We start from the raw sequence: 17,046 nt of genomic DNA, 5'->3' as shown, positions 1-17,046 counted from the left end.
GATGCACATGGCACGCACCTTGCTGCTTACATAAGCGATACACGACGCACGCAAAACAGCGCGGTGCTACGATGATCCGCACCCCTGCCCGGTCGCATGCGCACCGATAAAAATTACGTTTTCCTGAACGTCTGCCTTCATGAAACTGACTCCCCGCGAAAAGGACAAGCTGCTGATCTTCACGGCGGCGCTGCTCGCCGAACGCCGCCGCGCGCGCGGCCTGAAGCTCAACTATCCGGAGGCGGTGGCCTTCATCACCGCGGCGCTGATGGAAGCCGCGCGCGACGGCAAGACGGTGGCCGAAGTGATGCACTACGGCACGACGCTGCTCACGCGCGACGACGTGATGGATGGCGTGCCGGAAATGATTCCCGACATCCAGGTCGAAGCGACCTTCCCCGACGGCACGAAGCTCGTGACCGTCCACCACCCGATTCCGTGAGGCCCCGCATGATCCCCGGCGAAATCCTCACCGACGACGGCGAACACGAACTGAACGCGGGCCGCGCGACGCTCTCGCTCGTCGTCGCGAACACCGGCGATCGCCCGGTGCAGGTCGGCTCGCACTACCACTTCTTCGAAGTCAACGACGCGCTGTCGTTCGACCGCGCGGCCGCGCGCGGCTTCCGGCTCAACATCGCGGCCGGCACGGCCGTGCGCTTCGAGCCGGGCCAGACGCGCACCGTCGAGCTCGTCGCGCTGGCGGGCGAGCGCGCCGTCTACGGTTTTCAGGGCAAGGTGATGGGGCCGCTGTAAGCCGCGCCCCGCTCTTCAGGAACAGCACATGACACTACGCTTGAGCCGCCGCGCGTACGCGGAAATGTTCGGGCCGACGACGGGCGACCGCGTCCGGCTCGCCGATACCGAACTGCTGATCGAGATCGAACGCGACTTCACCACGTACGGCGAGGAAGTGAAGTTCGGCGGCGGGAAAGTGATCCGCGACGGGATGGGCCAGTCGCAGCGCGTGGCCGCCGACGTGCCCGATACCGTCATCACGAACGCGGTGATCCTCGATCACTGGGGCATCGTGAAGGCCGACATCGCGATCAAGCACGGCCGCATCGCGGCGATCGGCAAGGCCGGCAACCCCGACATTCAACCGGGCGTGACGATCGCGATCGGCGCCGCGACCGAAGTGATCGCCGGCGAAGGGCTGATCGTGACCGCGGGCGGCATCGACACGCACATCCACTTCATCAGCCCGCAGCAGATCGACGAGGCGCTCGTATCGGGCGTCACGACGATGCTCGGCGGCGGCACGGGGCCGGCCACCGGCACCAACGCGACGACCTGCACGCCGGGCCCGTGGCACATGGAGCGGATGCTGCAGGCCGCCGACGGCTGGCCGATCAATCTCGGCTTTCTCGGCAAGGGCAACGCGAGCCTGCCGCAGCCGCTCGTCGAGCAGATCGCGGCCGGCGCGATCGGGCTGAAGCTGCACGAGGACTGGGGCACGACGCCCGCCGCGATCGACAACTGCCTGTCGGTGGCCGACGACACCGACACGCAGGTCGCGATCCACACGGACACGCTGAACGAGGCCGGCTTCGTCGAATCGACCGTCGCCGCGTTCAAGGGCCGCACGATCCACACGTACCACACCGAAGGCGCGGGCGGCGGCCACGCGCCCGACATCCTGAAGGTGTGCGGCGAGATGAACGTGCTGCCGTCGTCGACCAATCCGACGCGCCCGTACACGATCAACACGCTCGACGAGCATCTCGACATGCTGATGGTGTGCCATCACCTCGATCCGTCGATCGCCGAGGATCTCGCGTTCGCCGAATCGCGCATTCGTCGCGAGACGATCGCGGCCGAGGACATCCTGCACGATCTCGGCGCGCTGTCGATGCTGTCGTCCGATTCGCAGGCGATGGGCCGCGTCGGCGAAGTGATCATCCGCACCTGGCAGACCGCGCACAAGATGAAGGTGCAGCGCGGCGCGCTGCCGGAGGACACCGCGCGCAACGACAACTTCCGCGCGAAGCGCTACGTCGCGAAGTACACGATCAACCCGGCGCTCACGCACGGCATCGCGCACGAAGTCGGCTCGATCGAGCCCGGCAAGTGGGCCGACCTCGTGCTGTGGGAGCCCGCGTTCTTCGGGATCAAGCCGTCGATGATCCTCAAGGGCGGGATGATCGCGGTCGCGCAGATGGGTGACCCGAACGCGTCGATTCCGACGCCGCAGCCGGTTCACTATCGCGAGATGTTCGCGACCCGCGGCGGGGCGCTCGCGCGCACGTCGCTGACCTTCGTGTCGCAGATGGCGGCCGATGCGGGCATCGCGGAGCGCTACGGCCTCGCGAAGCGGATCGTGCCGGTGCGCAATTGCCGCAACGTGACGAAGGCCGACATGATCCACAACGCATGGCGTCCGTCGATCAGCGTCGATCCGGAAACCTACGACGTGATCGCCGACGGCCAGTTGCTCACCTGCGAACCGGCGACGGTGCTGCCGATGGCGCAGCGCTATTTCCTGTTCTGATCCGGAATCCCCAGTTTCATGCGTACCCTCGACAAACGTATTGCCCCGAACGTGAAACTCGCCGCGTCGCTCGTGGCTCGCGCGCCGACGCTCACGCTCGCCTATGACGCCCGCTGCAAGAGTCGCCTCGCGGCGACGCTCGACACCGGCGAGGACGTCGCGGTGCTGCTGCCGCGCGGCACCGTGCTACGCGACGGCGACGTGCTCGTCGCCGACGACGGTGCGCTCGTGCGTATCGCGGCGGCCCCCGAAACCGTGCTGCTCGTACGCGCGGCCGACCCGCTCACGCTGATGCGCGCCGCGTACCATCTCGGCAACCGTCACACGCCGGTCGAGATCGGCGACGGCTACCTGAAGCTCGAAGCCGATCCGGTGCTCGCGGACATGCTGCGCCGGCTCGGCACGCAGGTCGACGAAACGCATGCACCGTTCCAGCCGGAAGCCGGTGCGTACGGCGGTGGCCACAAACACGGACACGACGCAACGTTCGCCGAAGACTACGCGCTCGCGCAGCAGGTGTTCGGCGAACACCACGGGCATGCGCATTCGCACGATCACGATCACGATCACGATCATCAGCATGGTCCCGGCTGCACGCACGGCCACCACGGTCATGACCACCACTGAGCTCGTCGCGCTGCTGCACCTCGCGTCGCCAGCTTTGCCGATCGGCGCGTACAGCTATTCGCAGGGCCTCGAAGCCGCGCTCGACGCGAACCTGATCCGCGACGCCGATTCCGCGCGCGACTGGATCGCGAGCGGCCTGACCGACGTGCTCGCGCACGGCGAACTGCCGTTCCTCGCGCACCAGCTCGCCCGCTGGCAGACGCACGACACGCACGCGCTCGCCGCCGAAAATGCCTGGTTCGTCGCGAGCCGGGAATCGGCCGAACTGCGTCGCGAAACCGAACAGATGGGCTGGTCGCTCGCGCAGCTGTGCGCATCGCTCGAATGGGGCGACGCCGCACGGCGCGCGACGCTCGCGTCGCTGTCGCCGATCGCGCTGCCGACTGCGTTCGCGTACGCGGCTGCCGCTCACGACGCCGGCGCCGACGCGACGCTCGCCGCGTACGCATTCGGCTGGGTCGAGAACCAGACGTCCGCCGCGCTGAAGGCCGTGCCGCTCGGCCAGCTCGCCGGGCAACGCATCATCGTCGCGCTGCGCGGCGCGATCGACGCGGCCGTACGCCGTGCGCTCGCGACGCCGCCCGACGCCGTCAACACGTTCGCGCCACAGCTCGGCATCCTGTCCGCGCGGCACGAAACCCAGTACTCGCGGTTGTTCCGCTCCTGAACCTCATCGCCCGACCATGAACGCACCCGCTCCCTCCTCCATCCGCCGCACGAAGAAACTGCCGCCGCTGCGCGTCGGCATTGGCGGCCCCGTCGGCTCCGGCAAGACCACGCTGCTCGAAATGCTGTGCAAGGCGATGCGCGACCGGTACGACCTCGTCGCGATCACCAACGACATCTATACGAAGGAAGACCAGCGGCTACTGACAGTCGCGGGCGCGCTGCCCGAGGAACGCATCATGGGCGTCGAGACGGGCGGCTGCCCGCACACGGCGATCCGGGAAGATGCGTCGATCAACCTCGAGGCCGTCGACCGGATGCTCACGCGCTTTCCCGATGCCGACATCGTGTTCATCGAGTCCGGCGGCGACAATCTCGCGGCGACCTTCAGTCCCGAGCTGTCGGACCTGACGATCTACGTGATCGACGTCGCGGGCGGCGAGAAGATCCCGCGCAAGGGCGGCCCGGGCATCACGAAGTCCGACCTGCTCGTGATCAACAAGACCGACCTCGCGCCGCTGGTCGGCGCGAACCTCGACGTGATGGCGTCCGACACGCGGAAAATGCGCGGCGAGCGGCCTTACGTGATGACGAACCTGAAGGCGCTCGACGGCGTCGCGGACGTGATCGCGTTCATCGAGAAAAAGGGCTTGCTGACGGTGTGAGCGGCATGGCGACGGCGCACGTCGCCGCGATGCGTTCGGGGGCGGCCTTGCGCCGCCCTTCGTCTATTCGTCTTCGGAAGCCGCGCTCGACTGGTCCGGCAACGCACGCGCGCCGGCGGCGGCGGCAGGCGGCAGCAGCGCGGCGAGCACGTCGACCGTGCGCGCGGTCGCGCCGCGATGACGCGCCGCGAAGGCCGCGCCGGCCGCCCCCATCGCGATACGCCGCGCCTTGTCGGCGAACAGCGCGTCGAGCACGTGCGCGAGATCGAGCGGATCTTCGACCTGCATCGCTGCCCCTGCCGCGACCGCGTCGGCGGTCGCCTGCGTGAAGTTGAACACGTGCGGCCCGATCAGCACCGGCACGCCGACCGCGCACGCTTCGATCAGGTTCTGCCCGCCGAGCGGCAGCAGGCTGCCGCCGATGAACGCGATGTCGGCCGCCGCGTAGTACGCGCCGAGCTCGCCCATCGAATCGCCGAGCAGCACCGTCACGTCATCCGCCAGCGGTTCGGCGGCCGGCCAGCCCGCCGCGAGCGCAGCCGCATCGGCCGCCCACACCGAGCGCCGCACGCACTTGAGCCCGCTGCGCGCGACGAGCGCCTCGACTTCGGCAAAGCGCTGCGGATGACGCGGCACGAGCACCAGCAGCGCGCCGGGCGTGCGCATTTCCGCGAACGCCTGCAGCACCAGCGCCTCTTCGTTCTCGCGCGTGCTGGCCGCGACCCACACCGGCCGCGCGCCGATCGCGTCGCGCCATGCATGGCCGCGTGCCGCGAGTTCCGGCGGCGTCGTCATGTCGAACTTCAGGTTGCCGAGCACGGTCACGTTGCGCGCGCCGAGCGACGTCAGCCGCTCCGCGTCGGCCGGGCTCTGCGCGAGCACGCGCGAGAAGCCGCCGAACACGTCGCGCGTCGCCGCGCCGAACTTCGCCGCGCGCCGGAACGAACGCGCGGACATCCGCGCATTGGTCAGCACGAGCGGCACGTCCGCACGCCGGCACTCGTCGATCAGCGTCGGCCACACCTCGGTTTCCATCACGAGGCCGAGCGTCGGCCGCCACGCGCGCAGGAAGCGCCGCACCGCGCCCGGCATGTCGTACGGCAGATAGCAGCGCAGCACGCGATCGCCGAAGATCTGTTCGCCCGTCGCACGGCCGCTCGGCGTCATGTGCGTGAGCAGGATGCGCGCATCGGGGCGCGCGCGCATCAGCGCATCGATCAGCGGCTGCGCGGCGCGCGTCTCGCCGACCGACACCGCATGCACCCAGATCAGCGGCGCGCGGTCGTCGCGCGAGCGGCCCGCGACGTGACCGAAGCGCTCGCCGATATGCTCGCGATAGCCGCGCTCCTTGCGCGAGCGCACATAGAGCCGGATCACGGCGGCCGGCGCGACGAGCCACCACAGCGCACGATAGATCGCCCTCAGCATGCGGCCGTCCGGGGGTTGCGTCGAAGCAGGTGCGCGCTCAAACCAGCGCCCTGCCCGTCAGGCGTTCGAGAATGCCGAGCGGCGCGCATTCGCGGCGCACCATCGCGTCGACCGGCAGAAAGAAGGTCTGCTCCAGCATGAACTGGCCGGACATCACAGCGTGAGAAGTCTGATCGGAGAAACATATCCACACGCTGCCCGGCGGAAACGGCATCGTCTGCTGGGGACACGTCTTCTGGTAGTCGAGATCGGCCTTCATCCCGTCGTGCAGGTTCAGCATCAGATGGTCGTACGCGCTGCGCGGCGATTTCGTTACGTGCAGGAGGTTCAGCAGCCACGCCGAGCCCGGCAACTGCGGCCGGATCTTCGGCAGGAAGCGCTTCGCGACATCCTCGAACGGCTCGCCGACGCGCCACACGCGCGGCACGCCGGCCGGGTTCACGTTCGTGAACACGCGCAGAATCCGCTCGCCGTAGTTCGGCCGCGACGGGAATGCGTCGACGTGCAGGCGGCTGTCGTCCTTGCGCCACGACGTCTGGCGCGTTTCGACCTGCATCAGCCGCAGGCTCGTCGGCGCGACGCGCAGCTTGCCGCGGTATTCGGGGAAAAGGCCATCGACGAGCATGCCGGCCTGCTGCTGGAAGCGCGCGACGAGCGCGCGCACGGCCGACTGCGTGACGCTGTCGCCGAGCACGCCGGCAAGCGCGCCGCCGTTCGGCGCGAGACTGATGTTCTTGCGTTTCGGATCGGCGAGCGCCGGATCGAGCAGCGCTTCCTCGCCGCCGTCGATCGCGAAGCGCAGATGCGGGAAATACAGCACCTTGCCTTCCTCGACCGCGGCGAGCAACTGCTCGCGCGGCGCCGACAGGTTGTGTCCGCTCCAGTCGGCGGACGGGACTTCGATGATCTGGGATTCGCTCATGATCGGTTCGCGTGTGGACAGCGTTACAGGAGACCGAAGCCCGCGAGCGCCGACTTCACCTGCGCGATCGACGGGGGTTGCCCCGCCGTGCCGAGATTGACGACGTTCGGCGACCAGTAGCCGCCGGTCCGCCAGGCCGTCGCGAAATTGTACAGTTCGACCGTCGGACGCTTCAGCGCGGCCGCGATGTGAACCAGACCTGTATCAACCCCGACCGTCGCGGCCGCGCCGTCGATCAGACCGACCACGGCCGGCAGCGACAGCTTCGGCGGCACGATCGCCGCCGCGCCGAATTCCTTCGCGAGCCGCTCGCTGGTCGCGCGCTCCGCGTCGTTGCCCCACGGCAGCACGAGCGACGCGCCGCGCCGCACGAGCGCCTGGCCGAGCTCGATCCAGGCGGCGTCCGGCCACTGTTTGTCGGCGCGCGACGTCGCGTGCACGAACACGACGTACGGCACCGGCAGGTTCAGGCCGAGCGCGGCCACCGCGAGCGCCGCCGCCCGCGTGTCGAGGCCGAATTCGACCGGATCGGCCGGGGTCGGCGCCGGGTCGTCCAGCGCGGCCGCGACGAGTTGGCGCGAGCGCTCGACCACGTGCGTGCGCGGCGCGATCGGCACGCGCTTGCGATAGAAGAGGCGCACGGGCCATTCGTAGCCGGCGCCGTCGGTCCGGTTGCCGAGCCCGACGAGCGGCCCGCGCGCCCAGCTCGCGACCCACGCCGTCTTGATGAGGCCCTGGCAGTCGATCACGAGGTCGTACTGCTCGGCCGCGAGGCGCCGGCGAAATGCGCGGATCTCGCGCCACGTCGCACCCGAGAACGGTTTCTTGCGCCAGCGGCGCAGCGAGAACGGCAGCACGTTGCGCACGCCGTCGACGAGCCGCACGAGGTCGACGAAGCTTTCCTCGACGAGCCAGTCGATCTGCGCATCGGGGTGGCGGCGCCGGATATCGGCGACCACCGGCATGTTGTGCACGACGTCGCCCAGCGACGACACGCGCACGATCAGGATCTTTTGCACGCTGAAAAAACGCCGGCTGGCAGCCGGCGACAGACATAAAGGGGGGATTTTATCCCGGCCGGACGACCGGACAGACAAAAAGCGGCCGCGCGCCCGGGGCACGCGCCGCTTTTCGAGACAAACACGGCCGACGAACCGGCCGTCGTACGGGCGGCCCGCCGGCCGCCGGCGCTCAGAACGGCAGCTTGACGTCCGGCTTCGCGGCCGTCAGCACGCGGCGGAAGTCTTCCTGGATGCGCTTGAGCCCTTCCTGCGTCTCGGCCTCGAAGCGCATCACGACGACCGGCGTCGTGTTCGACGAACGCGCGAGGCCGAAGCCGTCCGGGTACTCGACACGCAGGCCGTCGATCGTCACGACTTCATCGGCGCCGTCGAACTTCGCCTCTTTCTGCAACTGCTCGATCAGGCGGAAATTCTCGCCTTCGTCGAGCCAGAGCTGCAGTTCCGGCGTGCTCATCGCGTCCGGCAGGCTGTTGAGCAGCGCGCTCGGATCGGCCGTCTTCGCGAGAATCTCGAGCAGGCGCGCACCGGTGTACAGGCCGTCGTCGAAGCCGTACCAGCGATCCTTGAAGAACACGTGGCCGCTCATTTCGCCGGCGAGCGGCGCACCCGTCTCGCGCAGCTTCGCCTTCACGAGCGAGTGACCCGTCTTCCACATCAGCGGCTCGCCGCCCTTCGACTTCACCCACTGCGCGAGGTGGCGCGTGCACTTCACGTCGTAGATGATCTGCGCGCCCGGGTTGCGCGACAGCACTTCTTCCGCGAACAGCATCAGCTGGCGGTCCGGATAGATGATCTGGCCGTCCTTCGTGACGACGCCCAGGCGGTCGCCGTCGCCGTCGAACGCGAAGCCGAGTTCCGCATCGGTGTCCTTCAGCGCCTGGATCACGTCCTGCAGGTTTTCCGGGTGGGCGGGATCGGGGTGGTGATTCGGGAACGTGCCGTCGATGTCGGTGAAGCGCTCGACGAGCTCGCAGCCGAGCGCCTTGAACAGGCGCGTCGCGAGCGGGCCTGCGACGCCGTTGCCGGCGTCGACCACGATCTTCAGCGGCCGCGCGAGCTTCACGTCGCCGACGATGCGCGCGATGTATTGATCCGCGACGTCGATCTGCTCATAGGTGCCGCTGCCGGACTCGAACCGCTCGTCGACGATGCGGCGGTACAGCGCCTGGATCTGCTCGCCGTAGATCGCGGCGCCGCGCAGCACCATCTTGAAGCCGTTGTAGTCGGGCGGGTTGTGACTGCCCGTGACGACGATGCACGAATCGACGCGGCGCTCGCCGCCCTTCAGCGCCAGCGGCACGTTCGCCGCGAAATAACCGACCGGCGTCGGCACCATGCCGACGTCGACGACGTCGACCCCGGCCGCACGCAGGCCGTCGGCCAGCGCGCCGACCAGTTCCGGCCCGGACAGGCGGCCGTCGCGCGCGACGACGACCGCATCGCCGCCCTGCGCACGGACTTCGCTGCCGAATGCCCGGCCGATTCCGCGCGCCGTGTCGACGTCGAGTGTCTTGCCGACCACGCCACGAATGTCATATGCCTTGAAGATGGATTGGGAGATCATCGATTCTCTTCTCTCAGTTGCGTGCATGGAAAATTGTCTGGCTTGCGCGGGCCGCCGCTCACGGGTGCCGCGCATGATACATGCCTGCCGGCGGAACACCGCGCACAACGGCTGGAGCAGCCGCGATCCCACTTATAATCGCGGGTTTTGATGACGCGCATGTCGCCCATTTTAATGCCTAGCCGCTCCGCCGCCGCCCACCCGCCGCCTCCGGCCGCCCTCCGCGCGCGCCGCCGCTGCCGCGCATGCTGAAGCGCTTCGGCAACCCGGACGTCGCGAAGGCCGTCGCGAACCTCGTCTGGCTGGGGCTCGAACGGCTCACGCAGATCGGCGTCGCGATCGCGATCAGCGGCCTGCTGGCCCGTTATTTCGGGCCAGATGTGTTCGGCAAATGGCAGTATGCGAATACGCTTCTCCTGGTACTGGCGCCGCTCACCTGGGTGTGCGGCGCGGAAATCCTCGTCCCCACCATCGTCCAGCGCCCGCCCGCGCAGCTCGGCGCCGTGCTCGGCAGCGCGTTCGTGCTGCGCATCGCCGTATCGGTCGCCGCGCTCGCCGCGACCTGGATCGCGATCGCCGCGGGCGCCTTCGATCCGCTGGTCGGCGCGATGCTCGCCGGCCTGGCCGTCACGATGGTGTTCCGCGAGCCGTTCGTCGGCGTGATCAACGCGTGGCTGCAGAGCATGACCTACAGCAAGCCGCAGCTCGTCACCAGCATGCTCACCGCGCTCGCCAAGGCGCTGCTCGTCTGGCTCCTGGTGCGCGCGGCCGCCGGCCCCGCCCGTTTCGCGTGGCTGTGGGCGCTGGAAGCCGCCGCGATCGGCCTCGCGCTGCTGCTGTACTACCGCCATCGTAACGGCGGCGCGCTCGGCTGGACGTTCGACAAGCCGCTGTTCCGGCACTTTGCCACGGCCGGCACCGTGTTCTGGCTCGGCCTCATCTGCATGTACCTGTTCCTGAAGCTCGACCGCCTGATGCTCGAGCGTCACGTTTCGTTCGCCGATCTCGGCCGCTACTCGGCCGCGCAGCAACTCAACGAGAACTGGATCACGCTCGCGCTGATGCTCGCGCAGACCATCGCGCCCGCGTTCGTCTACCGCGTGCAGGACGTCGCGCGGCTGCGCCGCAACATCGTCCGGCTGATCGCGATGACGGCCGGCCTGATGACGGCCGGCGCGCTCGTGCTCGACGCCGCCGCCCCGCTGATCGTAGGCAAGGTATTCGGCCGCGGCTACGAGGCGTCCGTCGACATCTTCCGCTGGGCCGTCTGGCTGTCCGTGCCGGCCGGCATCGAGGCGATAGGCAATCTTATCGTTCTCAAATATCAAGCAAAATTCGTGTTGCTGACGAAATGGCTGCTCGCGCTGGCCATCGCCGCACTCGTCAACCTGTTCGCGATCCCGCGGCTCGGCCTGTACGGCGCGCTCGTCGGGCTGGCGGCCGGCTACCTCGCCGCCGCCGCCGTCAACTTTTATTACATCCGTTTCAAGCTGCGAACATGACGTCCCCTGATTGCCCGCCCCCGCTCGACGACGTGGCCGTGCTGATGCCGGCCTACAACGGGCACGACGACGTCGTCCGGACCCTCGCGTCGTTTCGCGAGGACGCGCCCGTGCACGTGCTGATCGTCGACGACGGCAGCACGCCGCCGATCGTCGCGCCCGACCTGCCGGGCCTCGCGATCGACGTGCTGCGCATGCCCCAGAACGGCGGCATCGAACGTGCGCTGGCGGCCGGCATCGACGCGCTCGCGGCTCGCAGCTTCCGCTACGCGGCCCGCATCGATGCTGGCGATCTCGCCGCGCCGCAGCGCTTGGCGAAAGAACGCGCCTATCTCGATGCCCATCCGCGCGTCGCCTGCGTCGGCATGTGGACCCAGGTCGTGTCGCGCGCCGGCGAGCCGCGTTTCATGCTGATGCCGCCCGCCGATCCGCGCACGCTGCGCCGAACGCGCTTCCTGCGCTCGCCGCTCGTGCATCCGTCTGTGATGTTGCGCATCGACGCCGTGCGCGAAGTGGGCAACTATCGGGCGAAGTACCGCGCGGCCGAGGATCTCGATCTTTTTTTACGGTTAATGCAACGCTACGATTGCGCGAACCTGCCGGAACTCGGCCTGTATTACGAGCTTAACGAGGGCGGGATCAGCGCGACCAAGCGCCGGCGCCAGCTGGTGTCGACGCTCACGCTGCTGCTGCGCCACTTCAACGTGCTGAACCCGTACGACTGGGCCGGCCTCGCCAAGAACCTGCTGCATTTCGTGACGCCGTACCGTACGCTGCAGCGCATCAAGCAGACGCTGTTCGCCGCGCGACCGTCCGCGTGACGCGCACCCGGCCCCGTTCGCCCATTTCGACGCTTTATTTTTTCTTTTTTTCATGGCCGCCACCTCCCCGCTGCGCATCGCGCTCGTCTGCAACACGGCCTGGGCGATCCATACGTATCGCCACGGGCTGATCCGTGCGCTCGTCGCGCGCGGCGCCGAGGTCATCGTGATCGCGCCGCACGACCGCACGGTGCCGTTGCTCGAGCAGATGGGCTGCCGCTACGTGGCGCTCGCCATCGCGTCGAAAGGCACGAGCCCGCGCGAGGATCTCGGCACGCTCGCCGCGCTGGTGCGTCACTACCGCGCGCTGCGGCCCGATCTCGTGTTCCATTACACGATCAAGCCGAACATCTACGGCTCGGTGGCCGCGTGGCTCGCGCGCGTGCCGTCGATCGCCGTGACGACGGGCCTCGGCTACGTGTTCATCCAGAAAAGCCGCGCGGCGAGCGTCGCGAAGCGACTGTACCGGTTCGCGTTCCGCTTCCCGCGTGAGGTGTGGTTCCTGAACCGCGACGATCTCGCGACCTTCACCGACGAGCGCTTGCTCGCGCATCCCGACCGTGCGCGGCTGCTGCACGGCGAAGGCGTCGATCTCGAACAGTTCTCGCCCGTGCCGCTGCCGGGCGGCGACGCCCCCGTCTTCATCCTGATCGGCCGGCTGCTGTGGGACAAGGGCGTGCGCGAATACGTGGAGGCCGCGCGTCTCGTGCGCGAGCGCTTCCCGAATGCGCGCTTCCAGCTGCTCGGGCCGCTCGGCGTCGACAATCCGAGCGCGATCGGTCGCGCGGACGTTGACGCGTGGGTCGGCGAAGGCATCGTCGAGTATCTCGGCGAAGCGCACGACGTGCGACCGCACATCGCGGCGGCCGACTGCGTCGTGCTGCCGTCGTACCGCGAAGGCGTGCCGCGCACGCTGATGGAAGCTTCGGCGATGGGCCGCCCGATCGTCGCGACCGACGTGCCGGGCTGCCGCGACGTCGTCGCCGACGGCGAAACGGGTTACCTGTGCCGCGTGCGCGACAGCGCGAGCCTTGCCGAACAATTGAATCGCATGATCGCGCTCGGGCCGCAAGGCCGGGCGACGATGGGCGCACGCGGCCGGCACAAGGTCGCGGCGGAATTCGACGAACAGCAGGTCGTCGAACGCTACAGGGAGACCATCCATTCGTTGACAGGATTCACACTCTGAAGGAGCGCATCAGCAATGACCGCTAAAGGCACCATCCTCGTTACCGGCGGCGCGGGCTATATCGGCTCGCACACGGCCGTCGAGCTGCTCGACAACGGCTACGACGTCGTGATCGTCGACAACCTCGTCAACAGCAAGGCCGAATCGGTGCGCCGGATCGAGCGGATCACGGGCAAGACGCCCGCGTTCCACCAGGTCGACGTGTGCGACGAAGCCGCGCTCGCGAAGGTATTCGACGCGCATCCGATCACCGGCACGATTCACTTCGCGGCGCTCAAGGCCGTCGGCGAATCGGTCGCGAAGCCGCTCGAGTACTACCAGAACAACATCGGCGGGCTGCTCGCCGTGCTGAAGGTCATGCGCGAGCGCAACGTCAGGCAGTTCGTGTTCAGCTCGTCCGCGACCGTGTACGGCGTGCCCGAGCGCTCGCCGATCGACGAATCGTTCCCGCTGTCCGCGACGAACCCGTACGGCCAGTCGAAGCTGATCGCCGAGCAGATCCTGCGCGATCTCGAAGTCTCGGACCCGTCGTGGCGGATCGCGACGCTGCGCTACTTCAACCCGGTCGGCGCGCACGCGAGCGGGCTGATCGGCGAGGACCCGGCCGGCATCCCGAACAACCTGATGCCGTACGTCGCGCAGGTCGCGGTCGGCAAGCTGGAAAAGCTGCGCGTGTTCGGCTCCGACTACCCGACGCCGGACGGCACCGGCGTGCGCGACTACATCCACGTCGTCGATCTCGCGAAGGGGCACATCGCCGCGCTCGACGCGCTCGCGAAGCGCGACGCGAGCTTCGTCGTGAACCTCGGCACCGGCCAGGGCTACAGCGTGCTGGAAGTCGTGCGCGCGTTCGAGAAGGCGTCGGGCCGCCCGGTGCCGTACGAACTCGTCGCGCGCCGCCCGGGCGACATCGCCGAGTGCTATGCGAACCCGCAGGCCGCGGTCGACATCATCGGCTGGCGTGCGACGCTCGGTATCGAAGAGATGTGTGCCGACCACTGGCGATGGCAGGAGGGGAACCCGCGCGGTTTTGTATAATCCGCTGTCCATTTTCCGAGCGATCCCATGCTCAGCTTCGCGTCCGGCTTCATCGTCTCCTTGCTCGTCACGCTGTTCATCGTGCGCTACGCGCACCTTCACGAGAAATTCTCGATCGACAGCGACCTGGCCGGCGTGCAGAAATTCCATGTGCGGCCGGTGCCGCGGGTGGGCGGCATCGGGATCCTCGCCGGAGTCGTCGTTGCCGCGCTGGTGCTGTTCCGGCGCTATCCGACGATCTCCGGCAGCATTCTCGGGATCGTTGCCTGCGGGCTGCCGGCGTTCCTGTCCGGCCTCGTCGAGGACCTGACCAAGCGCGTGTCGCCGCGCGCGCGGCTGCTGTGCACGATGGGCGCGGCCGCGCTCGCATTCTGGCTGATGAACATCGCGGTCACGCGCATCAGCGTGCCGCCGCTCGACTTCCTGCTCGGCTACGTGGCCATCTCGGCATTCATCACGGTGCTCGCGGTCGCGGCACTCGCGAATGCGATCAACATCATCGACGGGTTCAACGGGCTCGCGTCGATGGTCAGCTTCATGATGTTCGCGTCGCTCGCGTATGTCGCGTTCCACGTCAACGACCCGGTCGTGATGTCCGCGTCGATCATCATGATGGGCGCGGTGCTCGGCTTCTTCCTGTGGAATTTCCCCGCCGGGCTGATCTTCCTCGGCGACGGCGGTGCGTATTTCATCGGCTTCATGCTCGCGGAGCTCGCGATCATGCTCGTGATGCGCAACCGCGAAGTGTCCGCGTGGTACCCGGTGCTGCTGTTCATGTATCCGATCTTCGAGACCTGCTTCTCGATCTACCGGAAGAAGTTCATCCGCGGGATATCGCCGGGGATTCCGGACGGCGTGCACCTGCACATGCTCGTGTACAAGCGGCTGATGCGCTGGGCCGTCGGGACGAAGCATGCGCACGATCTGACGCGGCGGAATTCGCTGACTTCACCTTATCTGTGGCTGTTGTGCCTCGTCGCGGTGATACCGGCGACGCTGTTCTGGCGGCATACCGTGCACCTGTTCGCGTTCGTCGTGCTGTTCGCGCTGACCTATGTGTGGCTTTATCTCAGCATCGTGCGGTTCAAGGCGCCGCGATGGATGGTGGTGAGGAAGCATCGGCCCGGCCGCTGAATCGCGTAACCGTTTCTGGACGAAAAAAAGCGCCCTGCCGGGCGCTTTTTCTCTTCTTGCCGTTCAGTTCACGGCCGGGGGACCGCATCACCCGTTCGATACGACGCGCACCGACGGCACGCTCTGCAACACAGGGGCAACGGCCGTCTGGTATTCCGGCACCCAGCGCCGCAGATCGCGCCGTACCTCGTCGTCGGACAGCACGCGATGCTGCATCAGCCACGGCAGCAATTCGTCGAGGAAATTGTCCGGCACTTCGCGCGCACGTGCGATCCGCAGCTTCGGATGCGGCGTACGCGTCGTCGCCTCGTCGTCAGCGAGCAACTCCTCGTAGAGCTTCTCGCCCGGCCGAAGCCCGGTGAACTCGATGCGGATCTGTTCTTCCGAGAAGCCGTACAGGCGGATCAGGTCGCACGCGAGATCGACGATCTTCACCGGCTCGCCCATGTCGAGAATGAAGATCTCGCCGCCATGCCCCATGCTCGACGCCTGCAGCACGAGCTGCGACGCCTCCGGAATCGTCATGAAGAAACGCGTGATCTCCGGGTGCGTGACCGTCACCGGGCCGCCCTTCGCGATCTGCTGCTGAAACTTTGGGATCACACTGCCCGCGCTGCCGAGCACGTTGCCGAAGCGCACCGTCTCGAACTGCGTACGCCCGCTCGACTGCTGCAACGCCTGACAGGCCATTTCCGCGAGACGCTTGCTCGCGCCCATCACGTTGGTCGGATTGACCGCCTTGTCGGTCGAGATCAACACGAAGTGACGCACGTCGTGGCGGATCGCCGCCCGCGCCACGCGATAGGTGCCGAGCACGTTGTTGCGCAGCGCCTGCCATGCGTTGTGCTCTTCCATCAACGGCACGTGCTTGTAGGCGGCCGCATGGAACACGATGTGCGGCGCGTGACGCGACATCACCTGGTCGAGCAGCAGCGAATCCTTCGCATCGCCGATGATCGGCACCACGGGCAGATCCGGAAAACGCTCACGCAATTCCTCGGTCAGCCGGTACATCGCGTATTCCGAGAGATCGAATGCAACGAGCTGCGCAGGGGCGAAGCGCAGGATCTGCCGGCACAACTCGGAGCCGATCGAGCCGCCCGCGCCGGTCACCATCACGACGCGGCCGCGCAGCAGCGCCTCGACGTGCGGCGTATCGATCGTCACCGCGTCGCGGCCGAGCAGATCCTCGAGATCGATGTTCCGCACCTGCGACAGGAAGCCCTGCCCCGGCATCAGCGCGGTCAGCGACGGCAGCACCATCGCCTTCACGCCGGCCCGCACGCACAGGGTCGCGACGCGACGCTGTGTTTCGACCGACGCCGACGGAATCGCGATGATCGCGTATTCGACCTTCATCGCATCGGTCCAGTGCTTGAGGTCGTTGAACGAGCCCAGCACCTTGTAGCCGTAGATTTCGCGCCCCTGTTTCGTGACGTCGTCGTCGAGCAGGCCGACCAAGCGCCATTCACCGGAGCGCGACAGTTCGCGCGCGAGGCTCGCGCCGGCCGTGCCGGCACCCAGCACCAGCACCGGCTTGCCCTTGCCTACCAGCCCACCGTACAGGTAGTACTCCTTCGTCGCGCGATACAGCGCACGCGCGCCACCCATTGCCAGGAACAGCATCAACGGCGACACCAGCAGCACCGAGCGCGGAATGATCGGCTGCGGCTGGAACATCACGGCACCGATCATCACGATCACGCCGCCGCCGGCCACCGCCTTCGCGATGCGCATCAGATCGGGCAGGCTGGCGAACACCCACAGCCCGCGATACAGGCCGAAGCCGCGGAACATCAGCGCATAGACGGGCAGTGCCCACGTCAGCGCCATCAGCGCGCCGCTCAGGAAATCATGCGGAACGCTGCCGTTGAAACGAACGAGATAAGCGAACAACCATGCGGCGACAACCGCCGTCAGGTCGAACAGGAAAGCACTCAGGGACAGCCAAGATGCTCTGGATCGCAACATCGGCGG

At 67.7% G+C, this 17,046-nt stretch carries 16 protein-coding genes; 11 read left to right on the top strand and 5 right to left on the bottom strand.

Features of this window, described 5'->3' with window-relative positions; translation table 11 throughout:
- Nucleotides 1-139 precede the first annotated feature (139 nt).
- Genes ureA through ureG form a run of 6 tightly spaced genes read left to right on the top strand, consistent with a single transcriptional unit; the run spans nt 140 to nt 4,449 of the window.
- Complete coding sequence (ureA, locus tag AP428_RS01785) at nt 140-442, top strand: urease subunit gamma (protein WP_006406310.1); 303 nt, start codon at nt 140-142, stop codon at nt 440-442.
- An 8-nt stretch (nt 443-450) separates the two neighbouring features.
- Entirely contained in the window at nt 451-756 is a 306-nt protein-coding gene (locus tag AP428_RS01780) for an urease subunit beta (RefSeq protein ID WP_011544772.1), read from the top strand.
- Between the two features lie 28 nt (nt 757-784).
- Nucleotides 785-2,491, top strand: coding sequence for an urease subunit alpha (gene ureC / locus AP428_RS01775; RefSeq protein WP_054927465.1), 1,707 nt, complete (start codon nt 785-787; stop codon nt 2,489-2,491).
- 18 nt (nt 2,492-2,509) lie between these two features.
- Nucleotides 2,510-3,118 (top strand): urease accessory protein UreE, encoded by a 609-nt coding sequence (gene ureE / locus AP428_RS01770; protein WP_006476702.1) that lies wholly within the window; start codon nt 2,510-2,512, stop codon nt 3,116-3,118.
- Entirely contained in the window at nt 3,105-3,785 is a 681-nt protein-coding gene (locus tag AP428_RS01765; RefSeq protein ID WP_011544770.1) for an urease accessory protein UreF, read from the top strand. The genes ureE and AP428_RS01765 overlap by 14 nt, the downstream gene beginning before the upstream one ends.
- A gap of 16 nt (nt 3,786-3,801) precedes the next feature.
- On the top strand, nt 3,802-4,449 hold the full coding sequence (gene ureG / locus AP428_RS01760; protein ID WP_054927464.1) for an urease accessory protein UreG: 648 nt from the start codon (nt 3,802-3,804) through the stop codon (nt 4,447-4,449).
- Between the two features lie 63 nt (nt 4,450-4,512).
- Here ureG and waaA read toward each other — a convergent pair whose 3' ends face one another.
- The 4 genes from waaA to AP428_RS01740 form a co-directional block, all read right to left on the bottom strand.
- Complete coding sequence (gene waaA, locus AP428_RS01755) at nt 4,513-5,877, bottom strand: lipid IV(A) 3-deoxy-D-manno-octulosonic acid transferase (RefSeq protein ID WP_054927463.1); 1,365 nt, start codon at nt 5,875-5,877, stop codon at nt 4,513-4,515.
- Nucleotides 5,878-5,914: 37 nt separating this feature from the next.
- Nucleotides 5,915-6,799 carry a Kdo hydroxylase family protein gene (locus AP428_RS01750; RefSeq protein WP_054927462.1) on the bottom strand — a complete coding sequence of 295 codons (885 nt, stop codon included), beginning with the start codon at nt 6,797-6,799 and terminating at the stop codon, nt 5,915-5,917.
- A gap of 23 nt (nt 6,800-6,822) precedes the next feature.
- Nucleotides 6,823-7,818, bottom strand: a complete 996-nt coding sequence (gene waaC, locus AP428_RS01745) for a lipopolysaccharide heptosyltransferase I (RefSeq protein ID WP_054927461.1) — start codon at nt 7,816-7,818, stop codon at nt 6,823-6,825.
- Between the two features lie 172 nt (nt 7,819-7,990).
- A complete protein-coding gene (locus AP428_RS01740) occupies nt 7,991-9,385 on the bottom strand; it encodes a phosphomannomutase/phosphoglucomutase (RefSeq protein WP_023475260.1) in 1,395 nt (464 codons plus the stop codon).
- Between the two features lie 245 nt (nt 9,386-9,630).
- On the opposite strand from AP428_RS01740, the gene AP428_RS01735 reads away from it, so the two are divergent.
- From AP428_RS01735 to AP428_RS01715, 5 genes are read left to right on the top strand one after another with little or no spacing between them, the layout of a single operon-like run.
- On the top strand, nt 9,631-10,887 hold the full coding sequence (locus AP428_RS01735) for a lipopolysaccharide biosynthesis protein (protein WP_011544764.1): 1,257 nt from the start codon (nt 9,631-9,633) through the stop codon (nt 10,885-10,887).
- Nucleotides 10,884-11,708 carry a glycosyltransferase gene (locus tag AP428_RS01730; RefSeq protein ID WP_054927460.1) on the top strand — a complete coding sequence of 275 codons (825 nt, stop codon included), beginning with the start codon at nt 10,884-10,886 and terminating at the stop codon, nt 11,706-11,708. Before AP428_RS01735 ends, AP428_RS01730 begins: the two co-directional genes overlap by 4 nt.
- 52 nt (nt 11,709-11,760) lie before the next feature.
- Nucleotides 11,761-12,897, top strand: a complete 1,137-nt coding sequence (locus AP428_RS01725) for a glycosyltransferase family 4 protein (RefSeq protein WP_054927459.1) — start codon at nt 11,761-11,763, stop codon at nt 12,895-12,897.
- A 15-nt stretch (nt 12,898-12,912) separates the two neighbouring features.
- Nucleotides 12,913-13,935, top strand: coding sequence for a UDP-glucose 4-epimerase GalE (gene galE / locus AP428_RS01720; protein WP_011544761.1), 1,023 nt, complete (start codon nt 12,913-12,915; stop codon nt 13,933-13,935).
- Nucleotides 13,936-13,962: 27 nt separating this feature from the next.
- Nucleotides 13,963-15,069, top strand: a complete 1,107-nt coding sequence (locus tag AP428_RS01715; RefSeq protein WP_006476713.1) for a glycosyltransferase — start codon at nt 13,963-13,965, stop codon at nt 15,067-15,069.
- 87 nt (nt 15,070-15,156) lie between these two features.
- Here AP428_RS01715 and AP428_RS01710 read toward each other — a convergent pair whose 3' ends face one another.
- Nucleotides 15,157-17,040, bottom strand: a complete 1,884-nt coding sequence (locus AP428_RS01710; RefSeq protein ID WP_012328042.1) for a nucleoside-diphosphate sugar epimerase/dehydratase — start codon at nt 17,038-17,040, stop codon at nt 15,157-15,159.
- Between the last annotated feature and the right edge of the window lie 6 nt (nt 17,041-17,046).

The sequence above is a fragment of the Burkholderia sp. E168m22 genome (assembly GCF_001319805.1).
Classification (GTDB): domain Bacteria; phylum Pseudomonadota; class Gammaproteobacteria; order Burkholderiales; family Burkholderiaceae; genus Burkholderia; species Burkholderia orbicola.
This window is presented reverse-complemented; position numbering and strand designations above follow the sequence as displayed.

Excerpts from the sequence above, each read along its gene's own strand:
- AP428_RS01735 (WP_011544764.1), top strand. The coding sequence starts at position 9,631 with ATGCTGAAGCGCTTCGGCAACCCGGACGTCGCGAAGGCCGTCGCGAAC.
- AP428_RS01750 (WP_054927462.1), bottom strand. The coding sequence starts at position 6,799 with ATGAGCGAATCCCAGATCATCGAAGTCCCGTCCGCCGACTGGAGCGGA.
- ureA (WP_006406310.1), top strand. The coding sequence starts at position 140 with ATGAAACTGACTCCCCGCGAAAAGGACAAGCTGCTGATCTTCACGGCG.
- AP428_RS01765 (WP_011544770.1), top strand. The coding sequence starts at position 3,105 with ATGACCACCACTGAGCTCGTCGCGCTGCTGCACCTCGCGTCGCCAGCT.
- ureC (WP_054927465.1), top strand. The coding sequence starts at position 785 with ATGACACTACGCTTGAGCCGCCGCGCGTACGCGGAAATGTTCGGGCCG.
- ureG (WP_054927464.1), top strand. The coding sequence starts at position 3,802 with ATGAACGCACCCGCTCCCTCCTCCATCCGCCGCACGAAGAAACTGCCG.
- AP428_RS01725 (WP_054927459.1), top strand. The coding sequence starts at position 11,761 with ATGGCCGCCACCTCCCCGCTGCGCATCGCGCTCGTCTGCAACACGGCC.
- AP428_RS01780 (WP_011544772.1), top strand. The coding sequence starts at position 451 with ATGATCCCCGGCGAAATCCTCACCGACGACGGCGAACACGAACTGAAC.
- AP428_RS01710 (WP_012328042.1), bottom strand. The coding sequence starts at position 17,040 with ATGTTGCGATCCAGAGCATCTTGGCTGTCCCTGAGTGCTTTCCTGTTC.
- AP428_RS01715 (WP_006476713.1), top strand. The coding sequence starts at position 13,963 with ATGCTCAGCTTCGCGTCCGGCTTCATCGTCTCCTTGCTCGTCACGCTG.
- waaA (WP_054927463.1), bottom strand. The coding sequence starts at position 5,877 with ATGCTGAGGGCGATCTATCGTGCGCTGTGGTGGCTCGTCGCGCCGGCC.
- galE (WP_011544761.1), top strand. The coding sequence starts at position 12,913 with ATGACCGCTAAAGGCACCATCCTCGTTACCGGCGGCGCGGGCTATATC.
- AP428_RS01730 (WP_054927460.1), top strand. The coding sequence starts at position 10,884 with ATGACGTCCCCTGATTGCCCGCCCCCGCTCGACGACGTGGCCGTGCTG.
- AP428_RS01740 (WP_023475260.1), bottom strand. The coding sequence starts at position 9,385 with ATGATCTCCCAATCCATCTTCAAGGCATATGACATTCGTGGCGTGGTC.
- ureE (WP_006476702.1), top strand. The coding sequence starts at position 2,510 with ATGCGTACCCTCGACAAACGTATTGCCCCGAACGTGAAACTCGCCGCG.